Raw genomic sequence first — 14002 nt, 5'->3', positions numbered from 1 at the left:
TTGCCATTACGATTCCTGTTAAGGTCAATTTCGTTGTTGCGCGAGACTCAACTACGAAGCTCGATCAGATTCGTTCCGTGATATCTGAGGTCACTTATTTGGCTCGACGCACTTCCCATTCTTCTCTCTCCAAACATCATCTGGTCGGTGGCTTTGGCTTTTGAACCGGATGATCCTTGAGCCAAACGCCTATCGCTTTCTGAACCTCCATCAACTTATTTCGCGAGACTGAACCCGACATCGCAGCGACGATCTCCTTCGCCGTGTCGGTCGGTGTAAACACCGCGCCGCTGTCGTCACTGGATGCAAGCTGCTCTTCCAGATGAGCGACCTTGTCTAGCAGGTCTTTCTCCTTCTGTTTCCACGTTCGCCCCTTCGGCGCTGGCTCATAGCCGGATTTCTCATTGAGTAATCTCTTGATCAACGTCCGTGCGGTGTGCGGTGATGCAAGTGTTGCTTTCTCACCCGGCGACATCTTTGCACGAGCTTCGTTCAATGCTTCAAGCCGTTCGGGATGCTCCTCATCGAGAATGAACGCGAGCGCGGTCAGGATGCCCTTATATCTCTTGTCGCCTTTAATGCCGTAGTACCGCATCATGTCGCTCAGATGTTTGGCGTAGATGGAGCCTGAGCGTTTGTTGGTATTCGCCAAGCGAAGTGCCAGCCTGATGTGAGCGTTGTGAGCGAGACCGATAGTGATCCAGTTATCGAGATCGACTCCTTCAACTTTCTGACGAGAGAGATCGCGACCGTGCTCGATCAATGCCCGTTCTTGCGGGTTGAGATCGTTCTGAATTGCGCGCTCGATCTCAGATTGATGGTCGTTCATTGGCACGAGCCCGAGTGACTTAGCGCCACTAAGTCACCACACAATCCGTCGCAGCGCCACGGCTGCAAGACCGCCTTGCGAAGTCAAGTTTGATTACGTTAGATTTGCGTCACAAGCATCAGTAACGCTATCGGTGACGAAAAATGGCACAGCGTGGCAGACGGCCAATAAGCTCGGTGCGAATGACCGGCGCGGAACGCAATAAGAAATGGCGCGCGAAGAATTTCGGTGAGAAGCCCAAGCGGCAAACCATGACCGGTGCGGAACGACAACGGAAGCTACGTAACGTTCGGAAGGTCGCCAAAATCCGAGAGCTGATTATTCGAGAGTCGCTAGAGATCGCAGCAACAGCAGGCACCTCGTTGAGTATACCGTTAGCGGTACGACGTGCGACGTATCTCTTTTCGAAGTACCCGACGATATAACGCACACAGTTATTTATTGCGTCCCGCATCAACCACCGGTCGACTACCGAATGACCTTGTAAGCCTTGACGCGCTTACGTCGTGGTGTGGCGGCCGGTTTCCGTTGTTAGTTATTGAGCGCTTGCATCATCGCAATTTGTGCAAACATCTGCGGCCAGCCACGCTCGACGACCTTCAACAGAAATTCCATGGCCGTCTGCCATTCCGGTGCATCGTGCTCGGCCTTCGGCAGCTTGGTAATGTAGAGCGCAGCGTCGCGCAAGGTGATTAGCTTGCGACCGTTGGGCAGCACGATTGGATCGAAGAATGCTTGATCCCAAGACACGAACTTCGGCTATTCTTCCTCTTGCTTTGCGTCGCCCAGCAACGTGTTCCTAATCACGGCCTTTAATCGCGCGGCGGTTTCGTCTAGGTTGGCTAAGTCCCATCGCACTGTTTGTCGGTGATCGGTGTCAAAGTGCGTCTCGATCTTATCGCGGCAAATGTAGATAACGGGTTTTCTCAAGCCTTCGGCAAGACCCGCCTCCCAATACGCTCCGGCGTTTTCATCGGACAAGTCGGCGACAAGGAATCGGCAACGGCGTATTTCATCCTCGACTATAGCGTCGATGTGTCCAGCCTTCTGCGTAACTGTCCGCAATTCAAACCCAGTATCGGCGACGGCTTTCTTGAGGCAATTCTCGTACAGAATGTCCAAGTCGGCATTTGCGAATTTTCGCGCGAAGAACGCATACCGCGAGGCCACGTGCGAACGCTGCAATTGGTCGATTTGGTTCCAACCTGACGGGGTGATCTGGCTTCTAAAGCCATAACCAGTGAGAGATTGGAGGGTGATCAATCCGTTGTTCGACAGAGCTGTCGCCGCCCATTGTGCATCGACAGCATCAATTGCACCGACGCTCGCAAGAACGTCAAGATCCGAGAGCGCGTGGGTAGTGCCGATTATCTTGCCAACGCGACCGTCTGCCTGTTCACAAAACCAGAGCAATAAATTGTCGCATAGCTCAGCAGGTGTTGGCAAAGAATGCTAGCGTAGAGACTCAAAAAACTCCCGCGCGAGGATCGCTCGTGCCTGCTTTTGCAATTTTCGAATAAGATAGCTCGCGAGTGCCTTACGCTTGTCGTCTGTATATGGCAGTGGAAAGTCACGTACAACGACGTGTTCAACCGCGAAGTCGCCGCAGCGGGAACAGTCAACGACGGTGCCGATTTGGAATTCGGTTCGCAAAACGTTTGCAGGCGAATCACAAACTGTGCAGCGCCCGTCGGGCGTTCCTTGAGGTGGTTTGTGGTAGGGCAATGTCTCCTCCCATCGCACCGTTTGTCTGTGACCGAGAGTCAGACGTGTCGCGATTTCACCACGAAAAAATATCTTGGTCTCGTCAATCCTTATGGTCCGTCGTGATGCGCGGGCGGTTTCACTTTCGTAGGATCGTATTCTTGCCTCGTGATCCACTTCGCGTGTTCAGTCGACACCAAGGACTCCACTCGTTCCACGAGGGTTTTGAATGCTTGGTCGTCCGCCATTCCGTCGTAGGAACCCGAACGCGCAATGTAAGAGTATTTTTCGTGTCGTAAGGCTTCGCAGGTAGATCGATAGGTTATCCAATTGTGCTGCCATTGATTGAGTTGTTGAAGTCCCTCTAGGAGAACGGCGGCAGCGCCTATCGACGCCGTCACCCAGCCGTTAGCTAACAATGCGGTGATTGGGACAAGCCCGCTGAAAACGAACTCAAATAATTTTACCCGCTTGAACCACCATTGGGCTGTCCCCGATTTTGTGTCGTACCATTGAATTTGTTGTTCAAGCCGAAGATAGCCCGAATTTGGCTCATCGCTTGTGGTGGCTACGGTCATTTCGCGTTGATCAATTGAGCGAGGTAATTGTGATCCCAAGCGTACCATGGCAGCTTCAACTGTCTGGCAAGAGGCGGTAACGTAAGTTGCCCCGGACCGTCCTTTAGTCCCATGCAGATTATTTTGTTGCCTTTAGCGAAGCTTTCTTCGAGTTCCCAATTTACCCACGGGCTAGTGTGAGTGAGCGCGCTCACCATGCAGACGGTTACGGAAGTCCGAGCGATTTTTTCTCTGAGCTTCGCTTTGATGTACTTAGCGTCTTCGCTATCAATCGCTTTATCAAGTGACTCATCGTAAAACTCGATATCAAATTTGTCGTTCGCCGCGAGAAGACGCAGACCGTTTACCTGCGGTTTGTCCTCGTGACGAAAACTGATGAATACTCTTTTCATTGAATCACCCTCCAAATCCCAGCCTTAGTCTTCCGCAACTAGAGGGCGCGCGCAAGGACATTTGCGCCGAACGATGCAAGGCGCTTATGCGGCGGCGGTCTGATCCTCCTTATCCGCACCCCGCGCGACGATCCGTAGCGCATTATCCGACAATGGCCTTTGCAGTACCTTCGCCTCATCCCACGGCGCGCGCATCCAAACGTCGCGCTCCTCTTCCGTCGTCAAGATCACCGGCATCGCCTTTGGATGGATTGGCGCGACAACCTCATTCGGCGAGGTGGTCAAGAATCCGTAGACAAGATGCGGACCGGGAATCGGTTTGGACTTCGTTCCGCGATCACCTCTGTATTCGGTCCAGATGCCAGCGAAGGCGAATAGCGGTCGTTCGTTATTGAGCGCGAACCACACCACGTCTTTTTTCTTCGTTTCTGGGTTCGGCTCAGGCGCGTATTCCGCGAAGCTATTGGCCGGGACGAGACACCGGTTTTCCGGTTTGAGCCAGCCGCGCCAGTGCGGTGAAGCGGTGTTGCGGATGTTGGTGACCGGCGGCCCGCCCGTGCGCGGTGGCGGTGGCATTCCCCATCGCATCATTGCCAGCTCCCTGTCGTCGCCAGCGTTGCGCACTACGGGGGCGGGATAGTCGGGGAAGACACCGGGCATTGGAGCAAGGTTGCCGACGTACCTGTTCATGATTTTGAACAGGCGGATAATTGCCTCTTGGTTGGTGGTGATCGAATAGAGATTGCACATGTTGGTTTGGTGCTTTTCAGTTCAAAAGGTGCCACGACACCTGCGCAAACGTTATGACCGTGGGGATCGATAAAAGGATAAAACCCGACGCGTAGAGAAATGAGACAAAAACACGCAAACGAGGTTTGGTGTTATCGAGCGCCAGGTAATGAAGCGCCAGCATGTCGTTTCGATACTTGTCGGTCCCCGCAACCTTCCCCAAGGCCCGCACAAACCCCTGAACAACCCGCCGTCCGCTAATTAATGCCAATGCAATCCGGTCGGAGTTGGGTCTTCCTTCATCGTCGTAGAACGGATGGTCGGTGTTACTGATTGGATCATCACCACTTGGAAACTCTTCCGGTAGCTCTGAAAATACCTCCAAAATGGCGACGGAGTACAAATTCATAAAGTCAGACGGAAGCCCAAGCCGTCTGATGACCCCCGGCATCATGGAGAATTCTCCACCCGCCCACTGAGTAAACGAGATAGAAATTTGGCTCACGATCAGAGCAATCCGCGTGGTCGTCGTTATCAAGTTTTCGGCCTGCACGTACTCGGTGGACGAAGCATAATCTTTGACTATCTGCGGGCATGACAATGAGAATAACGCCGAACCGAAGCCGAGAAATGTAAGTCCGAAATAGACATAGTAGAGTCGAGACAGCGTTATCTGTCGTGCTACCACGTCAGCGGTCCCCTCAGGCAACTTCATCCAGTGTGCAACCAGATCAGGCGACAACGTCAGGAGATCGACAATGTGTTGATTGAAAAGAAGAAGAGAGCCGATAAACGGAACTATGATTGTCAAAGATAGCAGCTTCGATTTTCCGATCCGGCGGATGGCAGACCAAGTTATTGAGGCGATAGGTCTGTTCGAAACAAACTGCCATCTCAGGCGGCTCAACCTTGAGAGAAAAAAATGTAGGCTCGTTCTCATTGAATTGCCGAACAGGTCACGCATGATTGTTCATCGTTCCCCCGGCCACCACGTCGATGGCGGATCGATGGCGGAAATCTTGGTCAACCGCAGCGCCACCAGATGACTGCGCTTGTACGGATGGCCGCGAACTTCCGAGCAGTCTTTGCAGCGCATGTAGCGTTCCAGTTCATGGATCGGTGTCGTTTTCGGCCGCCGCACGATGTTGAGCGCGACCGTCTGATGCGTGTCGCAGCCAAGGCATTTGACCTCAAGATACAGGTAACCGGCGTTGAGCGCATCGCCGAGTGCCGGGGAAGGTTGCGCCGGTCCCTGAAAGCCGAGCATACGGGCGTTCCAAGCCTCACAGGCGAGCCGGTCGGCTCGCTTGCGTGCCTCAGTCGCCCTCTCCGCTGCCGCACGGACCGACGCACCGTAGATTGACTCCCGTGATCTCGTGCCCATGAAGGACGTATTGCCCGCTTGACACCCTGAGAACAGAATGAGAACATTCCGAGCGTCCAGTCAACTCGGAACCGTCCATGTCGCGTGGTCCTGCGCCCAATCCACAGGCCGACGCTGACCGGCTTGAGGTGGCAGCGGACCAAGCGATTGCGGCGTGCGGTGGCGACGTGCGCGCCGCGCTCAAGGCAGTGATCGTAGCCAATGAGTATCTGGAAGCGGAAGTCAGCGAGCTGATGCGGGCGGTGTCGCACGCCTACGTGCGGGGAAGGTTCAAGACTTACACGGGCTGACGCGATGGAAAACGATGAGACCAACGATCGTTCAAAGGTCCATTACATCAAGCGACCCAAGCGACCTATGAGCCGTACTCGTTTGGTGATGGGCTTGCTATTGGTCGTCGCTATTCCGATTTTCATTGGCCTCGCCAGCAAGGTCGCGCACGAAAACGCGGAAGCAATCCAGCAAAGTTTCGGTCGATAGGAGGGAAACATGACCGAAGTTACCTATTACGTCGCACTTCCATTTGTTGCCAGTGACGACGGCATCGCGGCAGGCGAGCCGACCGAATGCTTCAATCCCACGGCTGTTGTAATGCGCGCGGAGGCGCTGTCGCGCAAAGAAGGTCACGTCGGCGCGATCGCGTTTAGCCGCACTGGTGATCCTGCGACCGGCAATTTCGGCGATGCCACAGTGATTAGAAAGTTTGGCGAGGTGCCGGATGATTTGAGTGCGTTGTAGCGGAGTGCGTGATGTCTGACTTTGCGCCGCGATCTGAAACAGCGGTCGATTGGGCGATGTATCTTAGCGGGGCATGTTTCTAGTGAAGGATTGGCTCTGCATATTGTCGCCGTGGCTTGCGCTCATTGCCTTGATAATTTGGGATACGCGCGAGAAGAACACATGGCGGACCACACTCAAAGAACCGTTGACGTTGTTCACGGCTATCTTGGCGGTCGCCACCGTGGCGTTGGTCTGGGTCGCGGCCCTTCAATGGGAGACACTTGAAAACACGGATCACACCATCAAAGAGACTCTTCAACAAAATCGGGATTCGCTTGTAATCCAGCAGCGGGCTTTTATGACCGCAAAGGAAATTCGGTTCGAACCATTGACCATGTTCGGCATCAAGGGGGCCACATGGCTCGCAGACGTATTCTGGGAAAACAGCGGCAACACGCCAACAAAGAATTTGACCGTCATCGCCAATTGCGTCTCTGGCTTCGAACAGTTGGTCGACCCGGCCAACATCCCGAAGGAGAAGCGAGCTACAACCTTTCGAGTGACGACGATTTCCAAAGCAGTCTTTGGCCCCAAGCAGATTAATCGCGCCGGGCTTTGCCCCGTAACCAGTCTCGACGTGATCTTGGGGCAGCTCGGCGCGTTTACGCATCTGTATGTCTACGGCGTCGCGATCTATCACGACATCTTCGATCAATCTTCGTGGAGACTCACGCAGTTCTGCTTTCAAGCTGCCAATTTTGTCGTTGGTGGCACAGAAAGCGATCCAACCATGACTGGCTTTGTAGCTCCTTGCCCGGTTCGCAATTGCACAGACGAAGAATGCGGAGAGGACGTACAGCGTCGTGTAACGGAATTTATGGCACGCAAGACCAAACTTTATCGCCCGTTCCGTCCGAAAGTTGCAGTTCAACCAAAGCCGGGCACGCCGTAGCGGCGCGAGGATGATTAACCTCTCAAACGGTTGGTTCGTGCTTGGCCAAATATGCCTCTAACCAATCGACCACGTGGGTCATCCCGCTGCACAGCGCCGAAATTGCCGCGCACATGGCGGCAAACTTGTTGAGTCGAGCCGAGCTATCGAGCCACGGCTTAAGCGCTTCCAGACTGTCCAAATTCATATCCGGCGCGGTATCCACCGATGCCAACAACCAGAACCAAGCTGCGCCGAACGCAGCAATTGCAGAAAGAATTTGAAGGGCGGTGCTAGTCCTCATGATTTTCTCCGGATCGCCGGTCGTCGGAAGATGCCATTGTCTCACAGGTTGAACTTCGTGCAATATGCGCGAGAGAATTGTCGGAAGCAGAGGTTGTAGCGAGGGGAAGACAATGACGGATACTGATCAAGACGCTCCAAAAAAGAAACGCAAAACAGGAATCCCAACAGGAAACGCGGGGGAATATTTTGTAATGGGCGAACTTCTTCGTCGTGGATTTGACGCTCAACTGGCCGACCGAAATACCAAGGGTTACGATTTGGTGGTCGGACTCGCTACATCTCCAACGTTGCGAAAAGTGCAGGTGAAAACCGTTAGAGCTGCACCGTGGTTTGTGAGAGCTGACGATTTTTCGGGCAAGAATGCACGACAGGTCACGGTTTATGTGCTGATAGGTCCCGAGACCGCATCTAAGCCGATCAGGTACTTCATTGCTAAGAATAAGAAGTTAGCGAGCCATGTCCATCATCCCGAAGGATGGAAGGACAACGCGTTTATGAGTATGAAGGCAGTGGCGCGACACGAAGATCGCTGGAAGGACATTTTGGGTTAGTCGTCGGGGCAACCCTGTGGCCAACGACCACGGTTGCGCCCAAGGCCGGACTTTCGAGGAACCGTGTGCAACGGCCTTACGAACGCTCGACAACACTGTGATACAAGCGCAAGGCGTGGCTGCCTACTAGTGCGACCTCAAAGTTATTCCGGTTTGAACGGGAAACCTTTGCTCTTTAAGAAACCGATGAAGTCCGCCGGATACATTCGGCTTAACGTCATTCCGATTGGCGTCCCCCAAACCTCCTGCACGTCAACCGTTAGCACAGCGCCAGCCTCTTCGCGTCGGGACCTTCGCCATTCAGCATTTAGGCTGTCGATTTCACCCTTCCGTTCCGCGTCAAATCTAATGAAATGCATTTGGTAGCTCCCCCTTCGTCCTCAATTGCCTTCCATCGTTGCGGCAATATTGGGGCAACGAGATTCGTTATGCACAACGCAATAGCCCGGCTCGTTGGCGGGATTTTCGTTCACGCAGGCCAACGAAGCCACCATCGACGTTTCGGGAACTCATGGACTAGGAACGGACGAAACCTATGCGAGAAGTCCGAAGGTCCGTCGCCTTGTTCCCGCAACCAATCGAAATGCGCAGTTCTGTCTCTGCGATATTCGGCTCGTTCGGGCGGCAACGCCTCATCAATCGCTTCGTCGGCGGATTTAACTGCTTCCACGCGAAAGCGTACCTCTCTTAGATACTTAAACATTTCGTCGTCGAACAAAAATTGCGCATCGAGAGCCATCAATCCAAAGGATCGAATGTCAGCTTCCGTGACGCCATCGTATGCTTTTGCGAGAATGTCCCGCGTCGCCGCGTAGACCGCAACCCGTTTGGGGTACAGCATAACGAACTTGTCCATGTGGAGTCTGTCGTTCGCAATCACCATCTGTCGCGCGGCAATCCATGCGCCGACGGCCGCAATCAACGCGCCGAAAAAGCCCACGGCTAATGTCTGAAACGATGCCATTTAGAAATGTCCCTTCGCGAATCCCCTAGGGATGGTTGGAAATATACGGCAAATAGCCCCGGCACGATGACCGGGCTTCCTTCCTCAGCGCGACGGGGCGGCCCTTCCTGTCGACGGTGGCGAGATCAGTGAAGCGAACAGGCGGCTGCTCGGTCGCCAAGGCACGGCGGCGGGCGGTGGTGGTGTCTGTCATCGATCCGCTTTGGCCCGCTCGGCAGGCCGCGCAAGACGCTAGGGTCGCGGCGGCGATGCCGCCCCGCAGCGTGACTCCGTGTCGAGGGCAATAGTCCCGGGCACCGAGCGCCAGCCCTTTCGATCCGTCGCACTGCCGACCGGCTGGCGGAGGTGATTCCGGGCTCGATGAGCAAAAACCGAGCTGACGGACTTAATCCGCCAGTCTCCCGGCATCCCGGCGTTTGTCCGAACCGGCCGGGACATGGCCGGGACATTTCAAACGGCCCGGCGCTGCAAGTACCTGAACTAATGCTAGATTATCGCTCCAAAGGGCTTGAAGCTGCCGCCCTTGTAGGGCACGGTGGTGAGATTGACTTTCGCCAGATGCTTGAAGAGCTCGCCAGCGAGATGCGCCGAGGTGCCGGTGCCGTAGGTGCCGTAAGACAGCTTCTCCGGATCGGCCTTCGCCGCCGCGATCAGGTCGGCGATCGATTTGATCGACGACGATGGATTGACCACGACCACGTTGAACGAGCGCGCGACCAGCGCCACCGCGGCAAAATCCCTATGCGCATCGTAGGGCAGCTTCTTGTAGAGGCTCGGAATGACGGCGTTGGCAAACGTACCCATCAGCAGCGTGTAGCCATCGCCCGGGCTGCCCGCGACGCTCTGCGTGCCGATGATGGTCCCCGCGCCCGGCTTGTTCTCGATGATGATTGTGGCGCCGAGGTCTTTCTGCATCTCCTGCGCCAGCGTGCGCGCAACGACGTCGGTGCCGCCGCCCGGTGCGAACGGCACCACGATCTTGATGATGTGATCGGGAAAGGCGGCAAGGACCGGCGCCTGCAACAACACGTTTGCTGCAATCGCGAACAGAATGGTGATCAGAACTCGAAACCGCATGACGCGCCCCGGAAGCAAGAACGCCCTCTTCATATACGCGTCATACACGCGCGCGCCATGCAAGGGACGATGAGCGGTCATGACGTGGCGCGCGTGTGCGTCACTGCTTCGATCGACTAGCCTCCGCGCCGAAAAACCGCTTCGGGAGGATCGTATGAGGCATTGGGTCGCCGGATTATTGCTGCTGGTTGCGCCGCAGGCGCTCGCACAACAGGCCGTTCCCACCATCGCCTTCGAGTCCGTGCCCAATCCGTTGAAACTGCCGCCGAACATGTATTTCGGCGAAGCCTCGGGCGTCTCGGTCAATTCCAAGGGCCACGTGTTCGTGCTGTCCCGCGGCAACACCAGCGGGCCGGCCTATGCCGCCGCGGCGACGCAGCTGCTCGAGTTCGACGCGCAGGGCAAATATGTCAGGGAGATCGGCAAGAACCTCTATGCTTGGTCGTTCGGACACACTGTAAAGATCGATCCCCAGGACAATATCTGGGTGACCGACAAGGGCTCGGACATGGTGATCAAGTTCGAGCCCGAGGGCCGCGTCCTGATGGTGTTCGGCCGAAAGCAGGAGGCCTCCGACGAAGACACCGCACCGCTGAAGCACCCGAAGCCGCCGCTGCCGGCCGAGGACGGCCGCTTCCGCCAGGTCACGGATGTCGCCTGGGACAAGGCCGGCGACACCTTCATCAGCGACGGCTACATCAATTCGCGGGTCGCCAAGGTCGACAAGGACGGCAACTGGCTGAAGTCATGGGGCGACCGCGGCAAGGAGCCCGGCCAGTTCAACACGCCGCATTCGATCGCCACCGACGCCAACGACAATGTGTATGTCGCCGACCGCGGCAATCACCGCATCCAGGTGTTCGACAAGGACGGCAAATTCCTGCGTCAGTTCGTGATCGACCTGCCGGTGCCGCCGGACGCCAAACCTGCGATCGGCAAGATTCCCGATGAAGCGATGATGGCCGGCGGCACATTCCATCCGGGCTCGCCCTGGGCGATCTGCATCACGCCGCCGCCGCACCAGGTGCTGTACAGCTCCGACGCCTGGCCCGGCCGCATCTACAAGCTGTCGCTCGACGGCAAGGTGCTCGGCATGCTTGGCCAGTCTGGCAAGCAACTCAAGCAATTCGGCTGGATCCACGCGATGGCGTGCCCGTCGGAGAACGTGCTCTACGTCGCCGAGCTGTTGAACTGGCGAGTGCAGAAGCTGCTGCTGAAGCCGTAATATGACGCACAGGCTCGCTATCCACTACGCTCCGTCATTGCGAGCGAAGCGAAGCAATCCATGCCTCAACGTATGCAGAGCGATGGATTGCTTCGTCGCTTCGCTCCTCGCAATGACGGCTGGGTCCATCACGAATACGGATTGATCAGCTTCTGCTGCTCGGTGGCGTGGCGCACCAGGAGGTCGATGAAGGTGCGCACCTTGGCCGAGAGATGATGGCGATGCGGATAGACCGCGTTCATCGTCAGCTCGACCGGGCGGTATTCGGGCAGCAGGCGAACCAGCGCGCCGGATTCCAGATCGTCGCGGACCAGAAACCCCGCCGCCAGCCAGATCCCGACGCCGGCGATCCCGGCCAGCCGCAGCGTCTCGCCGCTGTTCGAGACCAGATTGCCGGACACCCGCACCGATGCCGGCGCGCCCTTGCGGTCGACGAAACGCCACTCGTCCCTGAAGGGATAATTGACATGCTGGATGCAGTTACGATCAGCGAGATCGGCGAGCTGTTCCGGCTTGCCGTGCTGCTCGAGATAGCTGTGCGAACAGCACAGCACGTGCCGCCAGGTGGCGATGCTGCGCACGATCAGGCTGGAATCGGGTGGCGGGATCATCCGCACCGCGAGATCGTAATTCTCGTCGATCAGGTCGACGTCGCGCTCGCCGATGGTGAGATCGACCTTGACCTCGGGATAGGTCGCCAGGAACTCGGCGACTGCCGGCGAAAGGAACTGCACGACGTGGGTGTTGGTGTAGATGCGCAGCGTGCCGCGCGGTACCGATTGCAGCGCGCCCGCGATGTCGTCGGCTTGCTCGATATCGGAGAGGATCTGGATGCATCTGTTGTAATAGGCTTGGCCGACCTCGGTGAGGCTGACCTTGCGCGTGGTGCGGTTGAGCAGCCGGACGCCGAGGCGTTCTTCCAGCGACTGGACGTGGTTGCTCACCATGGTCGTGGACATGTTGAGCTTGCGGCCGGCGGCGGAGAAGCCCCCGGAATCCACGACCCGGACGAAGGCGGTCAGGCTGGTCAGGCGATCCATGTGGCGAGACCCGGATTGTTCGCTCTGGCTTGATATTGCTTCCAGTTTAATCGGGATTATCACGGCGCGGCGGACATTGCATCTTCCCGACGTACCCGGCGCCCTCCCAGGAGGATACGCCTTTCGATTCGGAGGATGCCATGTCGACCACCACCTATGTCTCTGATGATGCTCCGAAAATAAGCCTGCGCCCGTCCCGGAGGGTGATCAAGCGGGCAGCCCTTGCGCTGGCCGCCGCGCTTGGCCTCGCCGTGGTGGGCGATTTTGGTTACGGTTACCTGACCACCGGCCGCTATCTCGAGAGCACCGATGACGCCTATGTGAAGGCTGATTCCACGATCATCGCGCCGCGCGTGTCCGGCTACATCGCGCGGGTCCTGGTCAGCGACAACCAGCCGGTAAAGGCCGGTCAGTTAATGGCGCAGATCGACGATCGCGATTTCCGTACCGCGCTCGGCCAAGCCAAGGCCGATGTCGATGCCGCCCAGGCGTCAGTGCGCAATCTCGACGCCCAGATCTCGCTGCAGCACCCGCTCATCGACCAGGAGACCGCCGACGTCGCCGCCGCCGACGCCAATCTGAAGTTCGCCCAGGAAGAGCAGACCCGCTACGACGGCCTGATGAAGACCGGCTCCGGCACGGTGCAGCGTGCGCAGCAGACCGACGCGGCGCTGCGCTCGAACAACGCCCAATTGCAGCACGCCAAATCCGGCCTGCTGGCAGCCCAGCGCAAGATCGACGTGCTCACCACCCAGCGCGCCCAGGCCACAGCGCAACTCGATCATGCCCGCGCAGTTGAACAGCAGTCCGAGCTGAACCTGTCCTACACCGAGATCACCGCGCCGGTGGAGGGCACCGTCGGCGCCCGCACGCTCCGCGTCGGCCAATATGTGCAGGCTGGCACGCAGCTGATGGCCGTGGTGCCGCTGGATGCGGTCTATGTGGTCGCCAATTTCAAGGAGACCCAGCTCACCCATGTGCGCAACGGCCAGCCGGTCGAGCTCACCGTCGACAGTTTCCACGGCACCAGGCTGAAGGGCCATGTCGACAGCCTGTCGCCGGCGAGCGGCCTCGAGTTCGCGCTGCTGCCGCCCGACAACGCCACCGGCAATTTCACCAAGATCGTGCAGCGCGTGCCGGTGAAGATCGTGCTCGACGACAACAGCCTCACCGGCCTGCTGCGCCCGGGCATGTCGGCGGAGCCCGTCGTCAACACGAAGGCGACAGTGCTGGCTGAGCGTGAAGCAAAGAGCCGCCTCGCCCTCGGGATCGCTGCGAACCGCGGCAACGGCAGCTAGCCGCTGAACCATTCTTCGTAAGATGAGCACGCGTCCCAGGCTCCCTCCCCCCTTGTGGGGGAGGGCTGGGGAGAGGGGTACCACTTGCGCTGACCTTCGACGGTTCGCGAGGACGTAGCCGTGACGCGTCAGCAGGATTGAAGCTGTTCGCAAATCTCGGACGGCAGCGCCCGGGGCCAACCCCTCTCCCCAGCCCTCCCCCACAAGGGGGGAGGGAGCCGAGCGTGCTTGCTCACCTTACGGGCAACCTCATTATCAATCCCGGCCGGACAAT

The 14002-nt window shown here is 57.3% G+C and carries 18 protein-coding genes; 6 read left to right on the top strand and 12 right to left on the bottom strand.

Annotated elements, in window-relative coordinates:
- Nucleotides 1-136: 136 nt before the first annotated feature.
- The 8 genes from UP09_RS14280 to UP09_RS14240 all read right to left on the bottom strand — a co-directional run bounded on the left by UP09_RS14280 (nucleotide 137) and on the right by UP09_RS14240 (nucleotide 5616).
- Nucleotides 137-829: a hypothetical protein gene (locus UP09_RS14280; RefSeq protein ID WP_044538835.1), complete on the bottom strand. Its 693-nt coding sequence runs from the start codon at nucleotides 827-829 to the stop codon at nucleotides 137-139.
- Between the two features lie 531 nt (nucleotides 830-1360).
- Nucleotides 1361-1579: a hypothetical protein gene (locus tag UP09_RS14270; RefSeq protein ID WP_044538833.1), complete on the bottom strand. Its 219-nt coding sequence runs from the start codon at nucleotides 1577-1579 to the stop codon at nucleotides 1361-1363.
- A gap of 9 nt (nucleotides 1580-1588) precedes the next feature.
- Nucleotides 1589-2242, bottom strand: coding sequence for a hypothetical protein (locus UP09_RS14265; RefSeq protein ID WP_044538832.1), 654 nt, complete (start codon nucleotides 2240-2242; stop codon nucleotides 1589-1591).
- A 401-nt stretch (nucleotides 2243-2643) separates the two neighbouring features.
- Entirely contained in the window at nucleotides 2644-3111 is a 468-nt protein-coding gene (locus UP09_RS14260; protein WP_044538831.1) for a DUF4231 domain-containing protein, read from the bottom strand.
- Nucleotides 3108-3503, bottom strand: a complete 396-nt coding sequence (locus tag UP09_RS14255; protein ID WP_052833089.1) for a TIR domain-containing protein — start codon at nucleotides 3501-3503, stop codon at nucleotides 3108-3110. The genes UP09_RS14260 and UP09_RS14255 overlap by 4 nt, the downstream gene beginning before the upstream one ends.
- Before the next feature lie 84 nt (nucleotides 3504-3587).
- Nucleotides 3588-4253 carry an SOS response-associated peptidase gene (locus tag UP09_RS14250; protein WP_044538830.1) on the bottom strand — a complete coding sequence of 222 codons (666 nt, stop codon included), beginning with the start codon at nucleotides 4251-4253 and terminating at the stop codon, nucleotides 3588-3590.
- Nucleotides 4254-4269: 16 nt separating this feature from the next.
- Nucleotides 4270-5196: a hypothetical protein gene (locus UP09_RS14245; RefSeq protein ID WP_044538829.1), complete on the bottom strand. Its 927-nt coding sequence runs from the start codon at nucleotides 5194-5196 to the stop codon at nucleotides 4270-4272.
- 6 nt (nucleotides 5197-5202) lie between these two features.
- Complete coding sequence (locus UP09_RS14240; protein WP_044538828.1) at nucleotides 5203-5616, bottom strand: hypothetical protein; 414 nt, start codon at nucleotides 5614-5616, stop codon at nucleotides 5203-5205.
- 77 nt (nucleotides 5617-5693) lie between these two features.
- On the opposite strand from UP09_RS14240, the gene UP09_RS14235 reads away from it, so the two are divergent.
- The 3 genes from UP09_RS14235 (at nucleotide 5694) to UP09_RS14220 (ending at nucleotide 7288) form a co-directional block, all read left to right on the top strand.
- Nucleotides 5694-5906 carry a hypothetical protein gene (locus UP09_RS14235; RefSeq protein ID WP_044538827.1) on the top strand — a complete coding sequence of 71 codons (213 nt, stop codon included), beginning with the start codon at nucleotides 5694-5696 and terminating at the stop codon, nucleotides 5904-5906.
- A gap of 199 nt (nucleotides 5907-6105) precedes the next feature.
- On the top strand, nucleotides 6106-6354 hold the full coding sequence (locus UP09_RS14225; protein ID WP_044538825.1) for a hypothetical protein: 249 nt from the start codon (nucleotides 6106-6108) through the stop codon (nucleotides 6352-6354).
- A gap of 82 nt (nucleotides 6355-6436) precedes the next feature.
- Nucleotides 6437-7288 carry a hypothetical protein gene (locus tag UP09_RS14220; RefSeq protein WP_156164597.1) on the top strand — a complete coding sequence of 284 codons (852 nt, stop codon included), beginning with the start codon at nucleotides 6437-6439 and terminating at the stop codon, nucleotides 7286-7288.
- Nucleotides 7289-7310: 22 nt separating this feature from the next.
- On the opposite strand, the gene UP09_RS14215 is transcribed toward UP09_RS14220, so the two are convergent.
- A complete protein-coding gene (locus UP09_RS14215) occupies nucleotides 7311-7571 on the bottom strand; it encodes a hypothetical protein (RefSeq protein ID WP_044538823.1) in 261 nt (86 codons plus the stop codon).
- Nucleotides 7572-7683: 112 nt separating this feature from the next.
- Here UP09_RS14215 and UP09_RS14210 point away from each other — a divergent pair, with 112 nt between their 5' ends.
- The gene (locus tag UP09_RS14210) at nucleotides 7684-8124 is read left to right on the top strand and encodes a hypothetical protein (RefSeq protein ID WP_156164596.1); all 441 of its coding nucleotides are present in this window, start codon (nucleotides 7684-7686) and stop codon (nucleotides 8122-8124) included.
- Nucleotides 8125-8593: 469 nt separating this feature from the next.
- Here the strand turns inward: UP09_RS14210 and UP09_RS14200 are convergent, their stop codons facing one another.
- The gene (locus UP09_RS14200) at nucleotides 8594-9088 is read right to left on the bottom strand and encodes a hypothetical protein (RefSeq protein ID WP_044538820.1); all 495 of its coding nucleotides are present in this window, start codon (nucleotides 9086-9088) and stop codon (nucleotides 8594-8596) included.
- 486 nt (nucleotides 9089-9574) lie between these two features.
- Nucleotides 9575-10165 carry a tripartite tricarboxylate transporter substrate-binding protein gene (locus tag UP09_RS14195; protein ID WP_245301947.1) on the bottom strand — a complete coding sequence of 197 codons (591 nt, stop codon included), beginning with the start codon at nucleotides 10163-10165 and terminating at the stop codon, nucleotides 9575-9577.
- A gap of 154 nt (nucleotides 10166-10319) precedes the next feature.
- On the opposite strand from UP09_RS14195, the gene UP09_RS14190 reads away from it, so the two are divergent.
- Entirely contained in the window at nucleotides 10320-11390 is a 1071-nt protein-coding gene (locus UP09_RS14190) for a peptidyl-alpha-hydroxyglycine alpha-amidating lyase family protein (protein WP_044538819.1), read from the top strand.
- Nucleotides 11391-11518: 128 nt separating this feature from the next.
- Here the strand turns inward: UP09_RS14190 and UP09_RS14185 are convergent, their stop codons facing one another.
- Nucleotides 11519-12430 (bottom strand): LysR family transcriptional regulator, encoded by a 912-nt coding sequence (locus tag UP09_RS14185; RefSeq protein WP_044538817.1) that lies wholly within the window; start codon nucleotides 12428-12430, stop codon nucleotides 11519-11521.
- Nucleotides 12431-12570: 140 nt separating this feature from the next.
- Here UP09_RS14185 and UP09_RS14180 point away from each other — a divergent pair, with 140 nt between their 5' ends.
- Nucleotides 12571-13728: an HlyD family secretion protein gene (locus tag UP09_RS14180; protein WP_044538815.1), complete on the top strand. Its 1158-nt coding sequence runs from the start codon at nucleotides 12571-12573 to the stop codon at nucleotides 13726-13728.
- Nucleotides 13729-14002: the final 274 nt, after the last annotated feature.

The sequence above is a fragment of the Bradyrhizobium sp. LTSP885 genome, from assembly GCF_000938305.1.
Taxonomy (GTDB): domain Bacteria; phylum Pseudomonadota; class Alphaproteobacteria; order Rhizobiales; family Xanthobacteraceae; genus Bradyrhizobium.
The sequence above is the reverse complement of the archived record's forward strand: the minus strand, read 5'-3'. Positions and strand labels throughout refer to the sequence as shown.

Coding starts and splice junctions, on each gene's coding strand:
- UP09_RS14280 (WP_044538835.1), bottom strand. CDS start 829: ATGAACGACCATCAATCTGAGATCGAGCGCGCAATTCAGAACGATCTC.
- UP09_RS14260 (WP_044538831.1), bottom strand. CDS start 3,111: ATGACCGTAGCCACCACAAGCGATGAGCCAAATTCGGGCTATCTTCGG.
- UP09_RS14255 (WP_052833089.1), bottom strand. CDS start 3,503: ATGAAAAGAGTATTCATCAGTTTTCGTCACGAGGACAAACCGCAGGTA.
- UP09_RS14250 (WP_044538830.1), bottom strand. CDS start 4,253: ATGTGCAATCTCTATTCGATCACCACCAACCAAGAGGCAATTATCCGC.
- UP09_RS14245 (WP_044538829.1), bottom strand. CDS start 5,196: ATGCGTGACCTGTTCGGCAATTCAATGAGAACGAGCCTACATTTTTTT.
- UP09_RS14240 (WP_044538828.1), bottom strand. CDS start 5,616: ATGGGCACGAGATCACGGGAGTCAATCTACGGTGCGTCGGTCCGTGCG.
- UP09_RS14235 (WP_044538827.1), top strand. CDS start 5,694: ATGTCGCGTGGTCCTGCGCCCAATCCACAGGCCGACGCTGACCGGCTT.
- UP09_RS14225 (WP_044538825.1), top strand. CDS start 6,106: ATGACCGAAGTTACCTATTACGTCGCACTTCCATTTGTTGCCAGTGAC.
- UP09_RS14215 (WP_044538823.1), bottom strand. CDS start 7,571: ATGAGGACTAGCACCGCCCTTCAAATTCTTTCTGCAATTGCTGCGTTC.
- UP09_RS14210 (WP_156164596.1), top strand. CDS start 7,684: ATGACGGATACTGATCAAGACGCTCCAAAAAAGAAACGCAAAACAGGA.
- UP09_RS14200 (WP_044538820.1), bottom strand. CDS start 9,088: ATGGCATCGTTTCAGACATTAGCCGTGGGCTTTTTCGGCGCGTTGATT.
- UP09_RS14195 (WP_245301947.1), bottom strand. CDS start 10,165: ATGCGGTTTCGAGTTCTGATCACCATTCTGTTCGCGATTGCAGCAAAC.
- UP09_RS14190 (WP_044538819.1), top strand. CDS start 10,320: ATGAGGCATTGGGTCGCCGGATTATTGCTGCTGGTTGCGCCGCAGGCG.
- UP09_RS14185 (WP_044538817.1), bottom strand. CDS start 12,430: ATGGATCGCCTGACCAGCCTGACCGCCTTCGTCCGGGTCGTGGATTCC.
- UP09_RS14180 (WP_044538815.1), top strand. CDS start 12,571: ATGTCGACCACCACCTATGTCTCTGATGATGCTCCGAAAATAAGCCTG.